Source organism: Chryseobacterium sp. YR221, from assembly GCF_900176315.1.
Taxonomy (GTDB): domain Bacteria; phylum Bacteroidota; class Bacteroidia; order Flavobacteriales; family Weeksellaceae; genus Chryseobacterium; species Chryseobacterium rhizosphaerae.
Genome location: NZ_FWXM01000010.1, coordinates 49941 through 73535 on the forward strand (window position 1 = coordinate 49941; position 23595 = coordinate 73535).

Here is a 23595-nt window from a genome sequence, read left to right on the forward strand (position 1 = left end):
GCGTTTTTATTTATTTCTGAATGTAGCATCTCTGCGTATTATTGAGCGGGAAGTTCAGGGGGCCTCATTTTATATTTATAGCTGTTAAGTGTTTTCAAAAAAGCTACAATATCAAAAACCTCATCATCTGTAAGGTTCAGCTTGACAATCATCCCTGATTTATGAGGGAATTTCGGATCGTTTACCTGATTGGCTTTAGGTATTTCTCTTCCCATTCCAGCATTATACATCATCACAACATTGGCTAGTTCCGGAAACAGACCGTTATGCATATAAGGTTTATTGTCTGTAACCTCTCTTAGGGTAGGTGTTTTAAACTTCCCTACATCTTCATTTTTCAGAGTTTCCGTATATCTCCCCAGATCTTCATATTTTCTGCCATAATACGTAAGACCGAGATTATGAAATTTCTGATCTGAAAAGTAAGGGGTATTGTGGCAATTGATACAATTCGCTTTAGTACGGAATAGATGAAGTCCGTTGACCTCAGCATCGGTAAGTTCATTTTTCTTTCCTCCAATAAATTTATCAAAACGGGAGGCAGGACTCACCAACGTTCTTTCAAAAGTAGCAATCGCCTGGGAAATCCTGTTTTCAGTAACGTCCTTAGTTCCGAATGCTTTTTCAAAATAGGTTCTATAACCTTTTATCTTACGTATATTTTTTGTCGCCAGCTTATAGTGAAGATTCATTTCTACAGGGTTTTCAATCGGAGATTTCACCTGTTCTTCCAGCGTCATTGCTCTTCCATCCCAGAATAGGGTTTTAGCATACCCTATATTCACCAAAGTAGGAGCATTTCTGGTTCCCATCTGCCTGTTATGACCAAAAGAGACCCTGCTACCATCTGCCCAGCCCAGATCCGGATTATGACAGTTGGCACAGGAAATCTGTCCGGATCCAGATAAACGCGGATCAAAAAAAAGCATTTTCCCCAATTCTGCTTTATCTTCAGAATAGGGATTATCTGCAGGAAACTCCATTTTAGGGAGTGCTCCTATATCCTGAAATCCTTCTTTAGCCTCATCAAAAAGGGAGAGCTTAGGCCATAAAGCCTGATTTCCGCTTCCATACATTTCGCGCAGTTCTGTAACCGTATACCCTGTGGGGTCATTCGAAGTGTAGGCAGACATTATCATCACTGATGCAATAGCGAGTATTGCCAGATATCTTTCCTTCATTTTAATAAAATACTTTCAGTGCAAAACTAGCAATAAAGTTCGCATTCCCATTATAGCCTGGTACCGCTTGTTTATATTCATTGGCAGCAAGCCAGTTTTGTGTTAAAACTCCTTCCATTTCATATCGGATCTTCCCTCTGTTCATTTTATACTTCAGATTAAGGGTGAGCCCCACCTTTTCGGAAGCATCATAAGCATAATCCGGAATGGCAATTTTCTGTACAAATATATTTTCTTTATTACTTTCATAGGGAGTGTATACAAAGTTTTTATGAACAGGAAGGTAGAGATACTGATCCACTCCTAATGCCAGTTTATCATCAGAATTGATTCGGAATTCCTTTTCATACCCTGCACGATATTGGAAATAATTAATCTCCCTGTTCAGGACAACTGAAATATCCTTCACATCATTCCGTCCATACAACAGATCCAGACGAATTTTCTGAGATTCATTTTTTGAATTAAACCAACTCACACTATTATTCCATCCCAGCTGGTATTGATGTAGCCTGTAAGTTCTGTACTTAAGTTCATAATTAAAATTATCATCCAGCTGATCCCAGAAATCAAATCTCGAAGCCCAGTTATATCCATTAAACCGCCCTAAAAAGTTGGCATACACACTGTGTTTATCAGTTCTTAATCCTGAATACTTATCATAAACTCTGTAATTCTGATTGTCAGTATCTTTATAAGTATATACTTTATAAAACCGCTCAATAAAATACTGATAATCATATCCGGCACTGAAATGAATATTTCTGTTATTGAATGCATACTCCCCTCCCCAGATATAACCGTCAGACTTATACTCGGTGGAAGAATAAAGGGTTCCTTTGTACTGGTTTCCATACCCTTCATTATAACGGATATACACACTGTCACTGGAAGGAACATTGGTATTCAAATTGACGTACATGATGTCGTTTGCCCTATAATCATTAAAATATTTTCCTTTTGCAAAAAGGCTATGCTGTTTCCAGTTCAGACCAATTTTTGAAAATATATTATACACATAATGGTCTGTTTTCGGGCGGGGATCAGCATCTCTATACGCTTTTGTAAAGTTACCCTCCACTCCCAACTGGGTAATCAGAAAATTAACAGGTCTGTATGCCAATACTCCATAAATATTATAATCCTGTTTCAACCAATCTGCTGCCCGTGGAGCATAAAAATAGGACGGATTATGGATAAAGGACTGATTAGTGGTTCTTTCTTCCGTTAAGATAAAAGGAACGGCGTGTTCTTTTTCCCGAACAGCATTAAGTCTTCCGGAAAGCGCCACCTTCGGAGAAAGCTGAAATACACCTTGTGAATTGAAATTAAAACCTTCGGATTTCTCAGGGGACTGAACTCTTTTAAATCCCTGTTTATTAACCGAATAATTAAAAGATGTCGCAGAGAAATCCAATGGGTGAAAGAAACTCAGGTATGGATTTTCCAGCCTGATATTTTTTTCTACTGTGCTGATATCGATACTATCAAGCCTGGTATCCTGGGAGAATAAGCTTTGATTCGCTATTAACAACAGGAGTACCACTAGACATGTATTGAGTGATAGTCTATTTTTATAATTATTGTGCATTTCCTCGTGGGTTCGCTTTTATAGTTGTAAAGTCATTTTGTGAGTTATTGGTGTCCATCAGAACCACTCTGCCTTTGATAATTTCTTTTGTTTTACGAATGATGGAATAAGAACTGTAATCCGGATAAGGTGATCCTGCATCATTTTTTATGAAAGCTCTCGTAGCATCGATACTTACCGGTAGATCTTTCGGAGCTTTCTGCTCTTTATCTGTAGTATCTACCCCATCAATAATAATCTCTTTAGGAATTCTTACGAACAATGCTCCGTTTAAATTTTTAGGACTCGGTACTTTTGTAAAAGAAGCAATCTCACCCGGTGTTGCTTTAAAAACAATAAATGCAGGTCTTGAAGTAACTCCCAGCAGCATATCCTTGGAATTCAGTGCCCAATGCACAATTTCCATATCCGGAACCATTATATTCTGGATGTCATACAAATAAGGAGTTCCTCCATTAGCTGTAAAATAATCTCCAAGATAGGTTTCAAAATCCGCTCCACTAAGATCTATAGTCTCTTCCGGTTTTTTTATGCTCACAGACTGTCCTTTAATATCATCATACGGAGCCTTATGATTAAGTGCTGTCTGGGCAATCACAATGCTTTTTCCCGGAAGAATAGGATGCTCTTTTCCACTTCCCGGAACTCTGATGATGGTACTGGCATATACAAAATCTGTATTAGCACTTCCTCCGATAGTGTTTCCTGTGGATTTACTCCAGTCATACTGCCCGTTAGGTAAAGTATACGAAGTAACATTACTGTTTGTATTTCCCTCCAGAAGTCCCACATATAAACCGTCAGCATATATCATTTCGTTAGAATTATTATAAATTTCCAGGAAATGGTCTCTGAAACTTGCCGCTTCCGTGGTGGAAGAACCCGCATAATACACCTGCTTGATGACAAGATCTTCTATCCTGCCTGAAGAAAGGGTGATCACTGCTGCAGAAACATTGACATTAACAATAACTTTTTCCTGCATACCACCGAAATACACTTCCGGATTGATCGTAGGGATTTCAAACGTATCTTCATAATCCTCTTTAGACATCGTCATGTCTGCAGTAATGGTATAGGTTCCGGGAAGAATAGCATTAAATTTCAATTCCCCGTTGACATCGGTTTTTCCAATAATTTTATCTCCCGTAGACGTATTTTCCAGAATAATATTGGCATTCACAGCTTCTTTACCCGACAGCTTTGCATCATATTTAGCTGCTATGGTAAATGGTACTGGCTGAAGATCACTTCCACTACCGAAATCATCTTCCCTTTTACATCCTGTAAGTATAAGAAGAGGTAAAAACAAATAAGTTATTATATTTTTCATAGTACAAAAAGTCTTTTATTAAAATTTATATGAAATATTAGCTCCGAAAGATGCAGGACTAAAGTTGGTATAAAGCGTTCCGTATTCATTGTATGCCTTAAGGTTGAAAACATTGTTGACGTATATGGAAATTCTGAAACCGCTTAAGAAATCTTTTGTAACCCGAAGATGCACATTGTGTAGTGTTTTCTTTCCCAAACCGGATAAAGATTCTTCAGAGGCTTTTCTGAAAAGGGTCTGATATTTCTGGTCACTTCTTTCTCCTTCTGGAATCATCACGGTGTTAAGCTGCGAATCTATATATCCGATAGGGTAAATACTTCTGCCGGATGTTATTCTTTCATCGATTAAAAAGTGATCTGTGCGGAGCCCTATAATCAATCCGGAAGATGGCAGGTGGTAATCAAAACTAAAGCTGGCTCTTGCCATATTGGCGTTGGAGTATGCATCATTATACAGTCCGTACTGAAAGGCAGGATCCGGAATAGGCAGGGCTGCTATTGTCGGTATACCTTCATTCTTTTTACTCTTCGTTTTTACATAAGAGGCATTAAAGCCTGTTATCAGGTTCAGTGCTTCTATCTTTTTAAAAGATACCATAAGCTCTAATCCTTTATCAGTAGATTCATAACCGTTGGTAATCCTGTTTTGTAAATAATAGAATGTATCCTTACCCACGATTTCAAAAGTAGGGACATCAGTTCCCACTGCAGTTATTTCCACTTTGGCTTTATCCATCATTTTTGCTACGGATATAGTGCTGAAGCCATCAAAAAGTTTATTGTAATATCCAGTTAGGTTTATGGTAGCAAAAGGCAGTCTGTAATCTATTCCAAATTCTGTTTTCCAGCTTTTTGAAGGTTTAAGATCTACATTATCTCCCGGAGTTACCACTGTCTGCATAATTCCAACGGTATAATACCCCGGAATACGGTAATCTCCCAATAGCATATCAAAATACCTTGGTCCTGTATACAGCTGGTTCAGTGAAGGAGCTTTGGATGTCAGTCCTACTCCCGCACGAAGGGTAAGATCCCCCATCTGATATGAGGTATTTACTCTTGGAGACAGGGTTGATTTTCCATTTTGAATATCATAACGCAACCCAAGGTTAGCCCTTATTCCATGTTTGTTGTTTAATCTTTTAAAAATATTATCCTGCACATAAAAGGCATATTGAGTAGTAGCCAATACATTATCCTGATAATTATAATCTCTTACTCCGTTTGCCGTTCCTCCGGCAGAGGCAATCGTAGAGAATTGTCCGGCGGTACCATATTTTCCTTTTCCAAGGTTGTCTCCATATCTGAAATTAAATCCCGCAGAATAGGAATGAACCCATTTTTTAGACGTAGCATATACGCCATCAGCACTTGCATTGAGGTAAACATTTATCGGTTTTCCATCCACGTAGGTCATGTTTTCATAACTTGGCGGAGTATAAGGAGCGTAGTAGACACTATTTTCCATGGCATTACCATAGGGGCGGGCTCCCTGATTCAGGAAATACTTTCTTTCTGTAAGCTGAGTGGCATAGCTCAGTCCCATATCGGCTCCAATACTTCTAAATATTTTTTTATTGCCTTTAAAAACATATTTAAAATTATTACTTAATGAAAAGCTTTTATTCTTACTGCTGAGTACAATGCCCTGAAGATCGTCAGGATCTTTTTTCCCATTACTCGTATTTTGAGAGAAAGCAAAAGAAAGTTTATTTTTTATGTTGGATGTATTAATTCCCCAAAGAATATTACTGCTAAATCTATCATAGCCTACCAGGCTTGTCCTGGGATCAACAATAGAATTCATATAGTCTGCTGACACATTCAGGGCCTGATCATTTTTCAGAGAAAATCCACGGGTAAGCCCGAGCTGATAGGTACCTTCCCTGATGGAGGCATCCAGACGCAGAGGAGATCTTTTGGCAAATGTGGTCACCTTAATCAGTCCGGAAGTCAGATCTCCGTATTTAGCATCAGGAATTCCCTGGATGACTTCTATACTTTCAATATTTTCTGTGGGAATTTCACGCAGGTCAACTCCAAAATTGGGTTGTGCCGGAGTCAAAGTACCTGATTTTCCGGCTGTCGTGGTAAAACCGATTCCGAATGGTGAGCCATAGGCAGAATTATAGCTTTGCATATTTTCATTATTAGACAATGCAATGTCATTCACCATCACCTGTACCCCAAAAGCTTTGTTTCCGGCCTCATCTCCGCTTAAGGAAGTAGAACTCGATGTTATCGAAGCTCCACTTGCTGTACGAAAGACAATATTTTTAAATTTTGCATTATCAAAAGGCTGTATATACTGTCCCGGCAATTGCTGAAGGACATCACCAATAGAAAATGACTGTATATTCTGAAGAGCCTCCTGCTTGATTTCTATTTCAGAGAAGTTTTTCTTTTTCGCGGTAAGTTCTATTCCATCTATTCTAATATCTGAAACAACATCTGTGTATACTATAGCCGCTTTCTTGTCTTTAACAACAAGTTTTTCATTCTTCTTTAAAAAAATAGTTTTAGGAGCTTGCCCAGGTTGCTTTACAATGATTTCACATCCACCGGTGTAGGTAATATCATTTTTATTGGCGTAGATCATTCCGCATTTCTTAACTTCAAAAGTCCCGGCATTCAGGTCAATCTTCCTCTCCTGACCATATAAAATCGTAACAGACCCTATAAATAGGGCTGCGCTTAATACAATTCGTTTCAATTTTTTATAATTAGAGCGCGAAGTTATTTATAATTTTTCTAAATAAAAATAATTAAACATTGAAATTTATCATTTCTGCAATAATTATAATAAAAAAATTCGATTTAATCAATTAATACACTGCGCCGTGAAAAACCATATTATATACTAAAAAAGAAGCTCTACCGTAAGTGAGAGCTTCTTTTTGTATACAAATATTGTTACCAGATCGGGTTATTTAGAAATAAGCCTGAATAAAATTTGTTCTGTTTTTTTCTGAATTTCTATTTTGTTATAATATTTCTGAAAATCAAAATGAAGATGCGTAAGTTCATTCAGCTGATTCAGAATATTTTCTTTTTCAGGAATAATAAAATCGAGTTTTGAGGGATAACCGGAAGGAAAAACAGCCCATTTTCCGTAGGCTACAGCATCACCTAGATTACCCGTCATTTTTGTGACTCCATAGGTTTCTTTTAGGCTGAAGAATTCAGTATGTTCCTGAATAGGACACCAAAGGACATCTGCTTTCTGCATCCATTTTTCAAAATCTTCAGCAGAAACTCTTTCTGAAAAATAAGTAATGCGGATATTTTCCGGCAATTTTTGCGACAGTTTTTCCAACTCTTTTAATTCACTGTCTTTTGCTTTTCCAAGGAATACAAATTCGCAGGGTTTGTTGGTTTCAGAATGTTGAATTGTTTTAAAAATATAATGGTAGTCTCTTCTTTTCTGCGATACACCGCCGGGAATAACAACAACCCTATCCTGGTTTTCAGCAGCACGATAATCCTTTGTATAAAAAAGGGGTAAAAACTGATATTTTTCGGAGCTCATAGCCTCATCCAAGACCAAAAGCGCTCCTGAGGTCTGATATACTTTAGAAGAATAGAACAATCCTTCTTTCAACCATAACTTGAGCCTGTAAATCACATCTTTTTTAAAGACACTTTTTACCAGATCCAGCTTTGAGGCTTTGCTAAAGTTGAGATTGTGAGCAATAACTGCTGTATTGTATTTCTTTGTTATGGCCAAAAATGTATTAAAAAAACGATGAACCGTTCCAATAATAATCAGATCATATCCTTTATCCTTCAATTGGTCTAAGATCATGGAGCTGTCTGACAGAAATACAGCCTCATCATTTTTACTGATCTGGTCCTTAATTTTTTTTGAAAAATAATAATCTACGGTAAAATCCTTAGTATCCCTCATGATATCCATGAAAGCCTGTGCTATTTCTGCGTGGGTATCAATTTCTATATAGGCTATTTTTTTCATGAATTGCTGGAGATCTTTTTAGGTTTTAGCTAAAGCGGGTGATTTTTCCTTTTTTTATTACACAGGCTATATCCTGTTTCTATTGAATATATCTTTTTGCTTTACATTTTAAGCCATTTCTTTTTCAGCATTTTCCAACGCTGATCATTTACGGCTTTCTGTTCTTCTTTTGTGATCTTCAGCTCCATTTTTTTTGATCTGCAGTTTTCGTAAGATGAAATAATATCAAAGAAAAATGATGGTGATTTACTTTTCATCGCCTCTTTGGAAGAAGCAATATAGGCAAGGAATCTGTTTAAACCCAGAAAATAAAAATATCTGCCATAGTAATCCGCAGGCCGTATGGTATAATCAGCTCCTTTCACTTTAATAAGTTTTACCTGAAGCTCCGGAAGAACTACTTCCTTCCATCCAAGGTTATCAAGAAGTATAGAATCTATATTATCCCAACCTAATGTTTCCCTTAAGCCACCGATCTGAATAAAACATTCTTTCCGATAAGCCTTCATAGGGCCTCTTACATGATTTTTATTGGAGTTTCCTTCATATATCCAGTATCCGTCTTTCTCCACATACAGTAAGCCCCCTACCAATCCGTAGGCAGGATTAGCGGCAAAGGCTATTTCCAGTGTTCCCAGATAATTTTCAGGAAGAATAATATCTGCATCAAATTTACAGATGATGTCAAAATCATCCATAGATTGTTTCTGCAAACCGTTTTTAAAAGCATGAACCACTTTAGAGCCCGGCTGATGCTCAGATTTTTGAAGATTAATGGTTTCAAAGCGGGGGTCAGTCTCAGTATATTTCCGGATGACCTCAGCAGTACGGTCTGTGGAACCGTCGTTAACCACAACGACTTTAAAATCTTTACTGCTTTGCTGCTGTAAAGAATCCAAAGTAAATGAAAGATTATTTTCTTCGTTATGGGCAGGAATGATGATTAAAAACCTCACTACTATTTTATAAAAAATGAATAATAAGTGATAAATGATGTGAAACAATCGCAATCATTTATCACTTATTGATTGATATTATTTGTTATGCGGTTTCAGCATATTTATCGGATCCAGAATTTCATCTAATTTTTCCTGAGAAAGAATTCCTTTCTCCAAAACAAGATTATAAACGCTGTTTCCGGAGGATAATGCTTCTTTAGCGATCTCTGTAGACTGCTTATAACCGATATAAGGGTTAAGTGCTGTTACGATACCGATGCTGTGTTTTACCATATTTAAGCACACTTCTTTATTGGCAGTAATTCCTACTACACACTTATCACGAAGTGTATCCAAAGCATTGCAAAGGAAATTGATATTCTCCATGATTGCATGCGAAAGTACCGGCTCCATTACGTTAAGCTGTAATTGTCCTGCTTCTGCGGCAAATGTTACGGTAAGATCATTTCCAAATACTTTAAAGCATACCTGATTCACAACTTCCGGAATAACAGGATTTACTTTACCCGGCATAATGGATGATCCAGGCTGCATTGGAGGAAGGTTGATTTCAAAAAGACCAGCTCTTGGTCCTGAGGAAAGCAATCTTAAATCGTTACATATTTTTGACAGCTTCACAGCAAGACGTTTCGTTGCTGATGAATAAATCACATAAGAACCTGTATCCGGTGTAGCTTCTACAAGATCCGGTGCCGAAATAACCGGGAACCCGGTAATCTGAGCTAAATTCTTAGCACAAAGGGTTGCATAGCCTACCGGAGCATTTAAACCTGTTCCAATTGCTGTAGCCCCCATATTGACTTCTACAAAAAGACTGGCATTGTTATTCAATTTGGAGATATCTTCTTCCAGCGTAGCTGCATAGGCTTCAAATTCCTGACCCAAAGTCATGGGTACAGCATCCTGAAGCTGAGTACGTCCCATTTTGATGACATCCTGGAATTCAACTCCTTTAGCACGGAAAGCTGCTACAATTTTCTCTAGTCTTTCTACCAGACCGATATTCATGTGCAATAATCCCATTTTAATGGCTGTAGGATAGGCATCATTGGTGGATTGGGAAAGGTTGATATGATCATTTGGAGAGCAGAATTCATATTCTCCTTTATTTTTTCCTAACTTTTCCAACACGATGTTAGCAATTACTTCATTTGCATTCATATTGATTGAAGTTCCTGCTCCGCCCTGAATCATATCTACCGGAAACTGATCATGATATTTCCCACCAACAATTTCATCACAAGCTTCTGCTATTTTGAAATATAGGCTTTCATCAAGAAGTCCCAATTCATAATTGGTTTTTGCCGCTGCTTTTTTTACAAAAGCTAAGCCTTTAATAAAATCCGGGTACGAAGACAAAAGCTGCCCCGAAATTTTAAAATTGTTGATTGCTCTTTGTGTCTGAACCCCATAATAAGCGTCTAAAGGTACATTCAGTTCCCCTAACAGATCGCTCTCTTTCCTGAAATTTTCCATTACAGATATTTTACTGTTTTTGATGGTTTAAAGATAGCAAAAACGCATCTAAACGATGCGTTTTAATTTGACTTTATTTTACGGGATATTTTTGAATTAATGCCTGAAGTATAGACCATGTTTCAGCGTCCATAATTCCGTCATAATTTTGAGGACGGTAATGGTACTGGAAAGCTTCAATTGTTTTCTTGGTTGCATCATCCCATTTTCCGCTAAGATCTAAAGCGTAACCAAATTTCTGCAATGCAGTCTGGGTCTGGAAAATAAAAGTAGGATCAATGTATTTTGTTGCAAAATCTGCCTGTGCAATACTTAAGAAATTCTGTTTTGCCGTTTCATCGTACCACATTCCCAGCTGATACTCATCATAAAGCTTTTTCCATGGAAACATAGGTCCCGGATCCTGTTTTCTGGTAGGTGCGATATCCGAATGAGCCAGCACATTGGTGGCCGGAATCTGATATCTGGTCACAATGTCTTTTGCCAAAGCAGCTACTTTTCTCACCTGCTCATCACTGAATGTTGCAAATATTCTTTTCCCGGTTGCATCTGTAGTGTATCCGGCATTTACAATCTCTATTCCTATGGAGGTATCATTAAGGTTTTTATCATTCCTCCATGCACTTACTCCTGCATGATAAGAACGTTTGTTTTCATCTACCAGCTGATAAATCTCGTTATCTCCGGTATTGTTTACCAGATAATGTGAACTTACAGCTTGCTGGGTAAGCACTGTAATCGACTTATCATCCGGAAGTGCTGTATAATGTAATATTAAGTAACGTTGTCTGAAATTTTGTGCAATAGCAGGGAAATAAGTCTTTACCACTTTATATCCAGCCGGTTTTGCAGAAACAATTGAACCGTAACTTGCCGTATTATCATTTTTTGCAGGGTCTGCTATATTAGTCGTAAAAAAATCTACCCCACGGTCAGAAACAATTTTTGGTTTTGGAGCTTCCGGACTTGTTGTTTTAACGACCGGTTTAGGCTGTGATACGGGGGTTTTCGGTTTGTAAGTATTTTTTTTCACATTTTGCTGAGAAGTACATGAAAAAACAAAAGTGCTTAATCCGATGATATATAATGTCTTACGCATTTGTTCAGTTTTTTAATGATTTATTACTTCAAAAATACATAAATTTTTCTTGAATTTTATTTGGTAAATAAAGAAATCTATTCTATATTTGCACTCGCAATAACGGAACAACGATCATTAAAAAATAAACAAAAAGGAGGGTTGCCAGAGTGGTTAATGGAGCAGTTTGCTAAACTGTCGACGCGAAAGTGTCGCAAGGGTTCGAATCCCTTACCCTCCGCACTCTATATATCTCGGGGCGTAGCGTAGTCCGGTCATCGCGCCTGGTTTGGGACCAGGAGGTCGCAGGTTCGAATCCTGCCGCCCCGACTTTTTAATAAAGCTTATTCGATAAGCAAAATCAACTTTTAAGGGTGCGTAGCTCAGCTGGATAGAGCATCTGCCTTCTAAGCAGACGGTCAAAGGTTCGAATCCTTTCGCGCTCACAACGAACTCACAATTTTTATTGTGAGTTTTTTGTTTTATACAGGTTATCTACACCATCATTTATCTTATCCCGTTTTCAAGAAAATCAATATACTAGTTAAACAGATAAAATAGAGCATCTCGATTTTTAATCGGGACGGTAGCTAAAACTTATAGAATCAACTCCTACTCTAGCTGAACAACCTTCCCCGTATTCATGTATTTTAAAAGATTACATATAACAAAAAAGGCGAATGTTATAAAACACTCACCTTTGAATATAATAAAAGCTCATAAAATTATGTTTTACAAAAAACTAGCTATTTCCAAACAAAGCTTTTTTAAGAGCTAATGCTCCTTGCTCTGATGAAAACTTCACCGCTTCAATATGATCTAATGGATTCAATAAACCATAATCATGAATAAATCCATTATAGGTTTCAATGGTTGTTGGAACACCTGCTTCATCCAGCTTTCTTGCATACGCTAAACCTTCATCGAACAAGATATCATTTTCAGCCAGCTGTACTAATGCAGGAGGAAGCCCTTTAAGTTTTTCTAAAGGTGCATTGAATGGAGTAGCATAATATTCTTTTCGTTTTTCTAGATCAGGAAGATAATTATTCCACATCCACTTCATCAATGGAGCTGTAAGGAATCGGCCTTCTGCATATTTCTGCCAAGATTCACGAGAAAAATCAGCATCAGTTACTGGCCATAGCAGTAATTGAAATTTTATTTCCGGACCTCCTTTATCTTTTGCCATCAAGCAGAGAACAGCTGTCATATTGCCACCAACACTGTTACCGGCGGCAACCATGTTTTTACCGTCTACGCCAATTTCTGCACCATTTTCTGACACCCATTTTGTAGCCGCATAGATTTGGTTTATTGCGACGGGATACTGCGCTTCCGGAGAGGGAGTGTAATCTGTGAAAACAGCAGCAGCACCACTATTGACAACTAAATCTCTTACCAATCTTCTATGTGTTGGGTAATCCCCCAAAACCCATCCACCGCCATGAGTAAATATAAATACTGGAAGATTTTTAGAAGCTGCATTTGCAGGCTTTACAATATGGATATTTACCGTAATACCATCTTGAGTGATCTCTTTTTCTGTTTCGATAATCCCCGAACAGTCAACTTCTACAGACTTTTGAGCGTCGACCAAAACCTGTCTAGCTTTCTCCGGAGATAATGTTTCTAATGGATCACCACCACTATTATTCAATGCATTCAAAAATTCTCTGATGCCTGAAAGGATTTGCGGATCGTTTTCTGCTTTAATGTTGTTTGCCATAACTAATATGTTTATGATTTAAAAATGATTGTAATGTCCCTTTAATTTTTTGTTTTTTCAAGTTCCTCAATAACCACCTTGGCCATTTCCTTTGAACTGAATGGGTTTTGACCTGTAATCAGACTACCATCCACAACAACGTTAGATGTCATTGGAATAAAGGCTTTTTTTAGATCTGCACCACGCTCCTTAATGGCTGCCTCTAGATTAAAGGGCACTTCCCGTTTTCGTCTGGCAATAGTTTCTTCAAACCAGTCAAAGCCAGTCATTGATTTTCCTTTGATCAGATATTCACCATTACTAAGCTTAACATTTAATAATCCACCGACCCCGTGACAGATCGCAGCAACTTTCTTTCCTTTTTCGTACTGATTCCTGATCACAAACTGTATAGCAAGGTCATCCGGAAAATCGTACATCGTACCATGACCGCCGGCTAAATATACCAGATCATATTCTTGTTGAGTAAGCTCAGATAACCGCTCACTATTTGAAAGTAATAACCGAAAGTCATTCTCGTTCCAATATTGCTTAGAAACTTTATCAAGTGTAAAGTGCTTTAGGCTTTCGGGATCAACAGGAACGTTACCCCCTTGTGGGCTTGCAATAGTAATATCATAACCTTTCTCTTTAGCCGCATGGTAGATATGCGTGAGTTCACTAAGCCACAAACCTGTTTCCAGATTACCACTTGCATACATTCCAATATTGGTTACTATAATTAAGATTTTCATCATACCCATATTTTTTCTTTTAATACAACAAAGTTGATAAGAAACCATTTACTGGAAGTAACCGAATTACGGGTAGTTGTAACCGAATCTCTGTATTTTAATTTTTTTTAAATAGGGCACTTTAATTTAATGATGATCTAAATTCAAGTGGAGAAAGTGACGTTCTGCTTTTAAAAAGGCGGTGAAACGACTGCGGATGTTCAAATCCAAGTTGATAAGCAATTTCAGATACCGACATTGAGGTAGTAGAAAGTAATTCTTTTGCTTTTTCGATCAATCGGTTCTGGATATGCTGTTGCGTGGTTTGCCCCGTTTGCACTCTTAACATATCACTCAGATAATTTGCACTCAGGTGTAATTGTTCTGCAATGGAGTAAACCGTAGGTATCCCGCTAATGGTTAATTTATCATTTTTGAAATAATCATCCAATAATATCTCCAGCTTTGAAAGAAGGTCACTATTTACTTTCTTTCTGGTCAAAAACTGGCGATTATAATATCGGTCACAATATTTCAACAACAGATCAAGGTTTGAAACCAATAGATCCTGTGAGAATGTGTCCATGTTGCTATCAATTTCACCTCCTATATTATCAATTATATCAAGAATTGTTTTCTCTTCCTTTTCAGAAAGATGTAATGCTTCATTCGCAGTATAGGAAAAATAACCATATTCTTTAATATCGGATGCTAGTCCATATCCATGCAGGAAATCCGGATGTACCACCAAAACAAACCCTCTTACTCCATTAAGGAGTATATCATCAAACTGAAGGACCTGATGTGGGGCAATAAAATACATAATACCTTCATCAAAATCATAATATTGCTGACCATACCTACATTTTCCACCGGCACAGTCTTTTTTTAAAGCAATAACATAAAAATCAGTTGTTACCGCACTGAGAAAAGTTTCCGGTTCAAGTTTCACATCATCAAAATTAAATACACTGATCAGCGGGTTCGCAGGTCTTTTTAGCCCTAAAAACTGATGAAGTGTACTTATTGATGATACTTTTTCCGGAGTTTTCATATGCTGATTTTCAGATTTATACATGACTAATTTACTTAATTATTTTGTTTCCTGAAAGTTGTTCATCTTTAATGATACTGATTCCCTGTTTATATGTTGTGACCTGAAAATCCGGAAATTTCTTTCTGAATTTTGAATCGTCAAATATATTGTCATGTTCATACCTGGGAAGAAGCTCCAGTAATTCCTTTACACTTTTGTTGAAAAATGACCCTATTTTGAACATCAATTTTGGGACAACAGAATATTTCAGGTCTCTGCTGTAAATTCCTGAAGCCATTCGGATAAACTCTTTATAGGTAGGATGGCTTTTATCTACCGGCAGATGCCATGTCTGACCAAATGCTTCAGGGGTATTCCCGATCAAAGCAGTGGCGCGGCTCGCATCGGGAGTCCAGATTAGGCTTCTTTTTTTATTTGTACTCAATGGAACCTTCAGCTTTTTATCTTCTTTGATATTGTTAAAAATCAAGGTATTGGTAATACTCTGTGTTTTACCGGGACCGTAAAATTCCGGGGCACGACAGATTACCGCTTCAAGTTCACCGGATTCAATTTCCTTCAACACCATTTCCGCCATTTTTCTTCTGACTTTTCCTTTTCTTCCCACAGGTAAAAAAGCAGTTTCTTCTGTCAATATGCGATCATCTTGAGGATACATATACGTATTATCAAAGAATACGAGTTTTGTTCCGTTGATCTTGCAGGCATCAATCACATTACGAAGGATAAGCGGAAACTGTTTCTCCCAGAGATCAGAACTGATCGGAAGGCCTAATGTGAAATAGGCAATTTCACTTCCTTTTACTGCTTCAATTGCTTTTTCACGAATGGATAGATCCGCAGAAAAAACCTCGTCCGTGTCATTTACTTTTTTTGCATCCCTGCTGACAATTCGTATAGATGAAGTAAAATTTCTTTTGAGTTCTCTTGCGAGCTCTTCGCCAATCTGACCGTTGGCTCCTAGTATCGTTTGCATTTCTTTTGCTGTTTTAAATTATTATACAAAGTTCAGCAACCAGCCTAAAAACAGAGTATCTGAATTAACGAAAGTTGTAACATAATCTCTGTTACATCACCTTTTTCAGCCAATGCATTTTTTTATCTGTATAAGGAGGATATTTCCAGTCCGGTTCACCCCAAGTTGTTTTTTCGATGACTGATTTCTGGTGGGAGAATGTAAGAAAGCCGAACTCACCGTGGTAGTTTCCAATCCCGGAATTCCCTATACCTCCAAAAGGGAGATAGTCACTGGTAATGTGCATCAGTGTGTCATTGATGCATCCGCCACCAAAAGAAACCAGTTTTAAAAGTTTATCTTTTTCTTCTTCATTATGACTAAATAAATAAGCAGCCAATGGTTTTTCACCTTCTATAATTTGATGAAGAACATCATTATAATGGCTGTAGGATATGACAGGTAAAACAGGACCAAATATTTCTTCCTGCATTACCGGATCTTCCCAGGTCACATTATCCATAATGGTAGGTTCAATGTAAAGCGAATCAGCATTATATTCCCCGCCATAAATTACTTTTGAATTATCAACCAGGCCAAGGATACGATCAAAATTCCGTTTATTGATTATACTGGTATAATGCTCCGCACCATCAGAATAATTAATTTCCTGGAGCTTTTCTTTGATCAAACTAAGAAGTTTGGGTTTCACTGATTCTTCTACCAACAGATAGTCGGGAGCAATACAGGTTTGTCCTCCATTTAGAAATTTTCCCCAGATCAGCCTTCTGGCAGCAACTTCAAGGTCTGCACTTTTAGTTACTATGGCGGGTGATTTTCCACCAAGCTCTAACGTAACAGGAACCAGATTTTTTGCTGCGGCCTCGTAGACAATCTGTCCCACTTTTGGACTTCCTGTGAAAAATATTTTATCAAACCGAAGCTTCAAAAGTTCTGTTGTTTCCGGAATGCCTCCTTTTACCACATGGAGATAGTTTGAAGGGAAATTCTCATTGATAACATCCGCTAACACAAGCATCGTATTTTCCGGAAGTTCGCTGGGTTTTATGATGCAGGTATTACCGGCTGCAATGGTACTCACCATAGGGCTTAATGTCAGCTGATAAGGATAATTCCATGCCCCAATGACCAGTGTAACTCCCAAGGGATCATAATGGATATGACTCTTTCCAGGCTGTAAGCTGAGTGCCGTTTTGACTTTTTTAGGCTTGCTAAGCTTATTTAAGTTTTTCAGGAAAAAATCTATTTCATTATATACCAGATTGAGTTCTGTAAGAAAGGTATCAAATTTTCCCTTACGAAAATCTTTATAGATTGCTTCATAAAGCTGATCTTCATTTGCTTTCAAAAGATTCTTTAGCTTTAGGAGTTTTTCCTTACGAAAAGCGATGTTTTTTGTTTGGTGTGAATTAAAAAACTCTTTTTGTGACTGAAATATTCTTGCAAAATCCATTGTAATTGCCTTTTAATTTTAAACCTATTCTTTTGTGTTGCCAGTTGGTTCAGGAGTATATAATGCGGCCTGAAATTCAGGTTGATAATCATATCGCATTAATTTACCTAAACCCAAGGATTTAATGAATTTTGACAACGGGCCATCGGTAAGATTGAGTTTCACATCTTCTTTCTTTTTACTGGTCGCTTTTTTCAATGCCCGTACGTCCGTATAACCGTGTGTCAGTTTTCCATTTTTATTCAGATTGATAAAATTCGAACGAACTATTTCAGGATCTATGGTCTCTATATCCAATTTCTTTCCTCCTATTTCAAAATCTAGCTTACCTGATTCATCATAAAAAGTAAAGTTCATAAAATCCCCTTTGCCACTATAATCAATAGGGATTAACCATTTCGGTAAGTTATACCCAACTAGCCCACGAACTCTAGCAAGCTCTGTATCTACGGGAAGTTTTAAAACATACCCCCAAAGGTTTTTATTTTTTATTTCTCCCAGCAAGGAAAATACGCCCCAGTTTCCTGCATTAGGTTTGGTTGTAACAATAGAAATCGATAACTCGTTATACGAATCATTATCACAATAATGATAAGCGTAGGCTGTTATGGCAATTAGTCCTCGCCCCGGAGTAATAGAAATCGGTTTTACAATATCACGAACTTCTTCTGGAATCAGTTTTTTCAATAGTTTCATATCAGCCGTATAGATTGCTGTGATACTACTGTTGCTATAATAAAAATTAGGAGAATAAGTTGCAAATCCAACGTCCTTTTTCTCTTTCTGAATGGTCTTAAACCAGCTGAGATCAATATCTGGTCTTTCTTTTTCAATGACAGATAATGGAGGATTTGAACGAAACCGATCATAAAGTCCATCCTTTAACACAGGAACTTGATGTCCTGCAAGGTCAATAATTGTCTGTTCGGGTTTGATAGTGTCCATAATGATCTGATTTTTTTGATGTACAATTACAGTATTTGAATCAAAAGATTTTTGATATACAGCTGCACCAAAACTGCCTGCTACCGCTTGTGAATAGATACCTACAAGTCCTGCTGTTGTCAATATTTTAAAAATGCTCATACTTTTTTATTTTCTATGACAAAGTTCAGAACTATGGACACAACAGGAGTAGCTAGATTAGGGGAAGTTGTAACATAATCTCTGTTTAGCATAAAGTTGCACACAGGGTTATATCAAAAATAAAATTAGAGCTGATTTTAACCAGCTCCAAATACATTCATTATATCAGAAAAAATTCCACGACCTCAATATAATAGAGACAAATACTTAACTCCTGCTAATCAACATATCAATCAATAGCTATTTCCAAGTAGTAAGAAGCCATCTTAGTCTATTGGCGTATTTAAAAAATATTTTGAAAACCAATCAACGGCAGCATTCGATGCGGTGTCAAAATATTGCAGATAAGGCGTAAAGTGTCCCCCTGGAATAGTGATCAAACCTTTGGGTTGTAATGCATCTTCATAAGCTTTCATCGACAGATCGGTCGGGGTCACCTCATCATTTAATGCAACAACAAACAAAACGGGTACAGGACTTATCCGGGATACATAGATCCCCGGTTCATACATACGGGTGTATTCGGTGGTCCGTAGCGTTACTTCGTTGCGAAAGGTTGGTGACAGCTTCAATGCTCCTGTATAATAGGCTTCAGCATCTGACATTGGATAAAGCGGGTTTTCTGAAGCCTCTCCAACAATTGTTTTCATCATTGGTTCCCTTCCCTGTAAACGGTTTAACCTATCTTGTTTTATATTTTCCTGACGATCATGTTCCTGTCCGGCAGACATTCTCCTCAATCCGGATGTAAACCCACTAATGGTAGGTACCTGAGAGACTACGCACTTTACCCTGCTATCTGTTGCTGCAGTTACCAGGACATGTCCACCTGAAAAACTGGTTCCCCATATTCCGATTTTTTCAATATCCACTTCAGCTTGTGTACTGACAAAAGTGATACTGTTTTTATAATCATCAATTTGCATAAAGGGATTAACCTCCTGACGCGGCAATCCTTCACTTTCCCCAAGATTTCTATAATCAAAGAGGATAACTACAAATCCATTTTCTGCAAACCTCTCTGCAAATTTATCAATATACGCTTCTTTGGTAAGGCCAAATCCATGAGCCATCACGATAGCCGGACATCTTCCTTCTTTTTCCGGTGTATACTTTAAAGCGGCTATCTTTACCCCTTCACTTAGGTAGTATACTTTTTCTGTTTTGTATTTGTGCATTTTAAGGTATTATTACACCGCAAAGTTAGAAGGAAAGAAACAGATTGGTTTGCCTTAAAAGACCTAAGGTTTGTCGATTTGGTTCACTGCCGACAGGTTACGAAAAGCGGAAGGCGTGATGCCATATAGTCGTTTAAATGATTTATCGAGATGGGATAATGATTCAAAACCAGTTTCATCCGCTATTTCAGACATATTTTTATCGGTATTCACAAGGTAGAAACGGACATCAGTCAGTTTACGGGAAAGAATCCATTTTGCAGGAGAGCATTGAAATTTACTTTTAAAATCTCTTTTAAACTTGGACAAGCTGCGATTGGAAAAATAAGCTAATTGGCTGGTGCTGTAATTCTCTTTGTACAACTTTTCCATCAAACTTCTCAAATCACTGCTTTGTTGAATGATACTGGTAAAAAAGTGTTGGGTTTGCGGATATTTTTTCAAAAGAAGGTGCGTCAGTTCCACAACCTTTAGCTCCATGATGAGAGCATCATTTTCATTTTCAAGAATGTAATTACAATATTGTACCACAAAGCTATTGATCATCTTATCCGTCCCCACGATCATTATATCTTGGTTTACAATACCTGATTGAGAAGGATCTACATTATCAAACAATCTTGAATGTTTAATAAAGGTATCTGCAAAGTATATGACAATTGCTTCGAAGGTACCGTCTTCCGCAAGATATTCTGTCATTTTGTGAACGCCTTTTTTTAATATTAAAAGCTGTTGATTGTTTATTTCTAAAATATCCCCATCCTGAACTATTACCTTTTTACCTTTCAGAACAAATACAAAAGCATTTTCCTGCATCAATATAAATTGCTTGGTAGAGACGGTATTTGTTTTCCATTTAGCGAACAACAGCTTATCATCTTTTAATATCTTTTCCTGCGGAAATGTTTTCATTCTATCTGTTACGTTTTTAGAAATACAATATTGCTATCATTCATTGATAATATACGCAAAGTACTTTAACGAATATACAAAATGTATATAAAGTATCCGATAACCGATTCACGTAAGGTCACCTATCTGAAGATCCCATAAAGCAAGGTAATGATATACTAGCCTTAACTGTATTACATCGATGTAATAGATTTCATTCCACAATGGTCTTATATATAAATTAAAAATGAAGATCTACCTTTTATGTATTGTGGTACTCCTCTCGCAATATTCTTTTGCCCAGAATACCATTTCCAATATTGATATAATCATTAACAGGGAAATGAAAGAAAAACAGATTCCGGGATTACAAATCGCCATAGTTCAAAATGGAAAACTGGTTTTAAATAAATCATATGGTATTGCCAATGTGCAGGATAATATACCGGTCACAAACAGCACAGTTTTTCCTATTAATTCCTGTACAAAGGTATTTACTGCTGTAGCGGTTATGCAGCTGGCAGAACAGGGGAAAGTTGATCTGTCCGCCCCTATAGGCAAATATCTCGATCATCTCCCTTCAGAATGGCAAACAGTAACTATTGAGCAGCTGCTCACCCATATTTCAGGCTTTCCGGACATCCAAAAACTATTTGATCCCATTACAGGTAATATTGGTGTGCTGAAAACTGAAGAAGCCGTCTGGGAAAAGCTCAAATCCCTTCCGATGGATTTTAAAACCGGAGAACAATTCAGTTATAATCAGACCAATTATTATTTACTGGGCAAAATCATTGAAAAAGTAAGTGGACAGTCTTTTGCTACCTTTTTCAATGAAAAGCAATTCAAGGTAGTGGATATGAAGCATACGATATTTGGTGATTCCAGAGATGTTATATCTCATTATGCTCCCACTTATCATTATAAAACCAATCTGGACGGGCAGAAACTCAATACAGAAAAATTAACGAATGGCTATTATGAATTTCCTGATTTCACCAGAACGGCAGCAGGTCTTAACAGTACAGCAGAAGATATAGCCCATTGGATCATAGCATTACAAAAAGGAAAGCTTTTGAAAAATGCCGCAACAATAGACAAAATGTGGTTACCGGCAAAGTTTAATAATGGAACACCAACCAACTGGACACAAGGCTGGGGATTGGCAAAGCTTCGTTCAATGCATAAGGCCGTAGGGATGTCTGGAGGGAGCAGGGCTGCATTTTTGGTATATCCGGATGATGGTTTGGCCGTTATTGTCCTTACCAATTTGGGAGGCAGTTATCCGGAAGATTTTTTAGAAGAACTTGCCGGCGTTTACAATCCGGATATTGTTAAGGCTGATCCCATAACTTATCTTAGAATAAACCTAAGAAAAACGGGTTTTACCAAAGCTATTGAATTAGTAGATACCGAAAAGAAAAAGAATCCTGATTTCAATCCGAATGAATTTGAACTCAATGAGTGGGCATACCGATTGATGGCAAAAAAACAACTTAAAGAAGCCTTAGAAATTTTCAAGCTCAATATACATCTGTTTCCTGAGAGCTGGAATGCATATGATAGTTATGGTGAAATACTATTAAAAACTGAACAAAAAGATCAGGCTATCAAGATGTATCAAAAATCAATAGAGCTAAATCCTGATAATAAGAATGGAAAAAATATACTGGATCAACTATCCAGACCTCTACCCTAGCCCCGATAGGAACGGTTACCCCGCAACATGCTATGCTTTTTAGGGAAGGCGTGAGGAGTATGAGTGGATAGCGGGATAAAGCTCCTTATACTTTTTTATATAGAACTGCTATATGTATTAAAAAAGCCTATGAATCAAAAATTCTTAGGCTTTTCACATTATTTTCAGGCAGCTTCTTTAGGTTTTATTTTAGTTTGGGAAGCTTCATATTTTCTGTTTTTCGATTCTTCGCGTTTCATTTTTCTGTATTCCCAGGGAGCCATAGCACGGGTATCCTGCCAAAGACCAACTTTTTTCTGTTGCGCACGATCCTGCAGCTCCCCCAAAGTAGCATCCTTCGAATAGGAAAAATACCACCATCCGAAACCTGCTTTTATCAGTTCTTTTGAAAGGTATTTACCGTTGTCATAATACACTTTGGCAATAGAACGTCCGTAACGGTCCGTATTGGTTTCTACAAAATTAACAGTCTTTCCAAACACCTGATCTGAGGTAAATTGTCTTGCATTTTTACCAAAAGGCTGTCCTTTCTCCGGACAGTCCACCTCAGCGAGCCGAAGTTTTTTTTGCTGATTTCCTTTTAGAAGTATTGTGATGGTATCTCCATCTGAAATTTTTATTACTTTTCCACTGTTTTGAGAAAAACTAAATAGTGGAAAAAAGAGGCATGCCCATATCAATCGTTTCATGGAGTAAAGATAAGAATTAAGAACTCTGAAAACCTATAATTCATCGCATTTTGAGCGTTTTTCCAGAAAAAAATTCCCAGATTTAATCCTGAAGTTATTTTTCATACCCAGGCAAAGAACCAGGATTTATAAAACACCACTATTCTGAAGGATTTTTCTGATGCCAGGGGCTATATTTCTTATAACTCCATTTTTAAGTATATCCAATTTTTCTATGGGTCAAAGTGATTTAAGTCACACAACGAAGGGGAAAATATAAAAAAAACTGTTTTTTTTCAATCAATATAACTCAATGGTTATTAGTAATCTAAAATAAATAAAAAAGTGAGCGTAAAAATTAATGAAAATTTATCCTTCATTTTATTTTTTTATTTGAGAAAGTATTGTACCTTTGCAACCGCAAAAACGAAGTAAAATTCGTTATGATGACTATCAATCGGGGCGTAGCGTAGTCCGGTCATCGCGCCTGGTTTGGGACCAGGAGGTCGCAGGTTCGAATCCTGCCGCCCCGACTTTTTAAAATCAAGGGTG

General features: G+C 37.4%; 18 protein-coding genes and 4 tRNA genes. 5 read left to right on the forward strand and 17 right to left on the reverse strand.

Annotated features, from left to right (window positions below; all coding sequences use genetic code 11):
- Window positions 1–38 precede the first annotated feature (38 nt).
- The 8 genes from B8967_RS21805 to B8967_RS21840 all read right to left on the reverse strand — a co-directional run bounded on the left by B8967_RS21805 (window position 39) and on the right by B8967_RS21840 (window position 11614).
- Complete coding sequence (locus B8967_RS21805; RefSeq protein WP_084087852.1) at window positions 39–1181, reverse strand: cytochrome-c peroxidase; 1143 nt, start codon at window positions 1179–1181, stop codon at window positions 39–41.
- Window position 1182: 1 nt separating this feature from the next.
- Window positions 1183–2727 carry a DUF6850 family outer membrane beta-barrel protein gene (locus B8967_RS21810; protein ID WP_228406280.1) on the reverse strand — a complete coding sequence of 515 codons (1545 nt, stop codon included), beginning with the start codon at window positions 2725–2727 and terminating at the stop codon, window positions 1183–1185.
- Window positions 2728–2761: 34 nt separating this feature from the next.
- Complete coding sequence (locus B8967_RS21815; protein ID WP_084087854.1) at window positions 2762–4105, reverse strand: DUF4876 domain-containing protein; 1344 nt, start codon at window positions 4103–4105, stop codon at window positions 2762–2764.
- Between the two features lie 18 nt (window positions 4106–4123).
- A complete protein-coding gene (locus tag B8967_RS21820; protein ID WP_228406281.1) occupies window positions 4124–6820 on the reverse strand; it encodes a TonB-dependent receptor plug domain-containing protein in 2697 nt (898 codons plus the stop codon).
- Between the two features lie 213 nt (window positions 6821–7033).
- Window positions 7034–8080 carry a hypothetical protein gene (locus B8967_RS21825; RefSeq protein WP_084087856.1) on the reverse strand — a complete coding sequence of 349 codons (1047 nt, stop codon included), beginning with the start codon at window positions 8078–8080 and terminating at the stop codon, window positions 7034–7036.
- Window positions 8081–8181: 101 nt separating this feature from the next.
- Complete coding sequence (locus B8967_RS21830; protein ID WP_084087857.1) at window positions 8182–9036, reverse strand: glycosyltransferase family 2 protein; 855 nt, start codon at window positions 9034–9036, stop codon at window positions 8182–8184.
- Window positions 9037–9114: 78 nt separating this feature from the next.
- The gene (aspA, locus tag B8967_RS21835; protein WP_084087858.1) at window positions 9115–10515 is read right to left on the reverse strand and encodes an aspartate ammonia-lyase; all 1401 of its coding nucleotides are present in this window, start codon (window positions 10513–10515) and stop codon (window positions 9115–9117) included.
- Between the two features lie 73 nt (window positions 10516–10588).
- Window positions 10589–11614: an N-acetylmuramoyl-L-alanine amidase gene (locus B8967_RS21840; protein ID WP_084087859.1), complete on the reverse strand. Its 1026-nt coding sequence runs from the start codon at window positions 11612–11614 to the stop codon at window positions 10589–10591.
- A 135-nt stretch (window positions 11615–11749) separates the two neighbouring features.
- Here B8967_RS21840 and B8967_RS21845 point away from each other — a divergent pair.
- The 3 genes from B8967_RS21845 (at window position 11750) to B8967_RS21855 (ending at window position 12039) form a co-directional block, all read left to right on the forward strand.
- A tRNA-Ser gene (locus tag B8967_RS21845) sits at window positions 11750–11834 on the forward strand.
- 14 nt (window positions 11835–11848) lie between these two features.
- Window positions 11849–11923, forward strand: a tRNA-Pro gene (locus B8967_RS21850).
- A 42-nt stretch (window positions 11924–11965) separates the two neighbouring features.
- Window positions 11966–12039: transfer RNA gene (locus tag B8967_RS21855), tRNA-Arg, on the forward strand.
- A 296-nt stretch (window positions 12040–12335) separates the two neighbouring features.
- On the opposite strand, the gene B8967_RS21860 is transcribed toward B8967_RS21855, so the two are convergent.
- The 8 genes from B8967_RS21860 to B8967_RS21895 form a co-directional block, all read right to left on the reverse strand.
- Entirely contained in the window at window positions 12336–13322 is a 987-nt protein-coding gene (locus B8967_RS21860; RefSeq protein ID WP_084087860.1) for an alpha/beta hydrolase, read from the reverse strand.
- Window positions 13323–13363: 41 nt separating this feature from the next.
- The gene (locus B8967_RS21865) at window positions 13364–14065 is read right to left on the reverse strand and encodes a type 1 glutamine amidotransferase domain-containing protein (RefSeq protein ID WP_084087861.1); all 702 of its coding nucleotides are present in this window, start codon (window positions 14063–14065) and stop codon (window positions 13364–13366) included.
- A gap of 112 nt (window positions 14066–14177) precedes the next feature.
- On the reverse strand, window positions 14178–15089 hold the full coding sequence (locus B8967_RS21870) for a helix-turn-helix domain-containing protein (protein WP_179140103.1): 912 nt from the start codon (window positions 15087–15089) through the stop codon (window positions 14178–14180).
- Between the two features lie 31 nt (window positions 15090–15120).
- A complete protein-coding gene (locus tag B8967_RS21875; RefSeq protein WP_047494439.1) occupies window positions 15121–16068 on the reverse strand; it encodes an NAD-dependent epimerase/dehydratase family protein in 948 nt (315 codons plus the stop codon).
- Between the two features lie 91 nt (window positions 16069–16159).
- On the reverse strand, window positions 16160–17521 hold the full coding sequence (locus B8967_RS21880) for an aldehyde dehydrogenase family protein (RefSeq protein ID WP_084087863.1): 1362 nt from the start codon (window positions 17519–17521) through the stop codon (window positions 16160–16162).
- A gap of 24 nt (window positions 17522–17545) precedes the next feature.
- Window positions 17546–18607, reverse strand: coding sequence for an acetoacetate decarboxylase (ADC) (locus tag B8967_RS21885; RefSeq protein WP_084087864.1), 1062 nt, complete (start codon window positions 18605–18607; stop codon window positions 17546–17548).
- A gap of 266 nt (window positions 18608–18873) precedes the next feature.
- The gene (locus B8967_RS21890) at window positions 18874–19785 is read right to left on the reverse strand and encodes an alpha/beta hydrolase (protein WP_047494432.1); all 912 of its coding nucleotides are present in this window, start codon (window positions 19783–19785) and stop codon (window positions 18874–18876) included.
- A 63-nt stretch (window positions 19786–19848) separates the two neighbouring features.
- Entirely contained in the window at window positions 19849–20697 is an 849-nt protein-coding gene (locus B8967_RS21895) for a helix-turn-helix domain-containing protein (RefSeq protein ID WP_084087865.1), read from the reverse strand.
- Window positions 20698–20923: 226 nt separating this feature from the next.
- On the opposite strand from B8967_RS21895, the gene B8967_RS21900 reads away from it, so the two are divergent.
- On the forward strand, window positions 20924–22375 hold the full coding sequence (locus B8967_RS21900) for a serine hydrolase (protein WP_084087866.1): 1452 nt from the start codon (window positions 20924–20926) through the stop codon (window positions 22373–22375).
- A gap of 164 nt (window positions 22376–22539) precedes the next feature.
- Here B8967_RS21900 and B8967_RS21905 read toward each other — a convergent pair whose 3' ends face one another.
- Window positions 22540–23064 carry a thermonuclease family protein gene (locus tag B8967_RS21905; protein ID WP_084087867.1) on the reverse strand — a complete coding sequence of 175 codons (525 nt, stop codon included), beginning with the start codon at window positions 23062–23064 and terminating at the stop codon, window positions 22540–22542.
- Window positions 23065–23501: 437 nt separating this feature from the next.
- Between B8967_RS21905 and B8967_RS21910 the strand changes: the two genes are divergently transcribed.
- A tRNA-Pro gene (locus B8967_RS21910) sits at window positions 23502–23576 on the forward strand.
- Window positions 23577–23595: the final 19 nt, after the last annotated feature.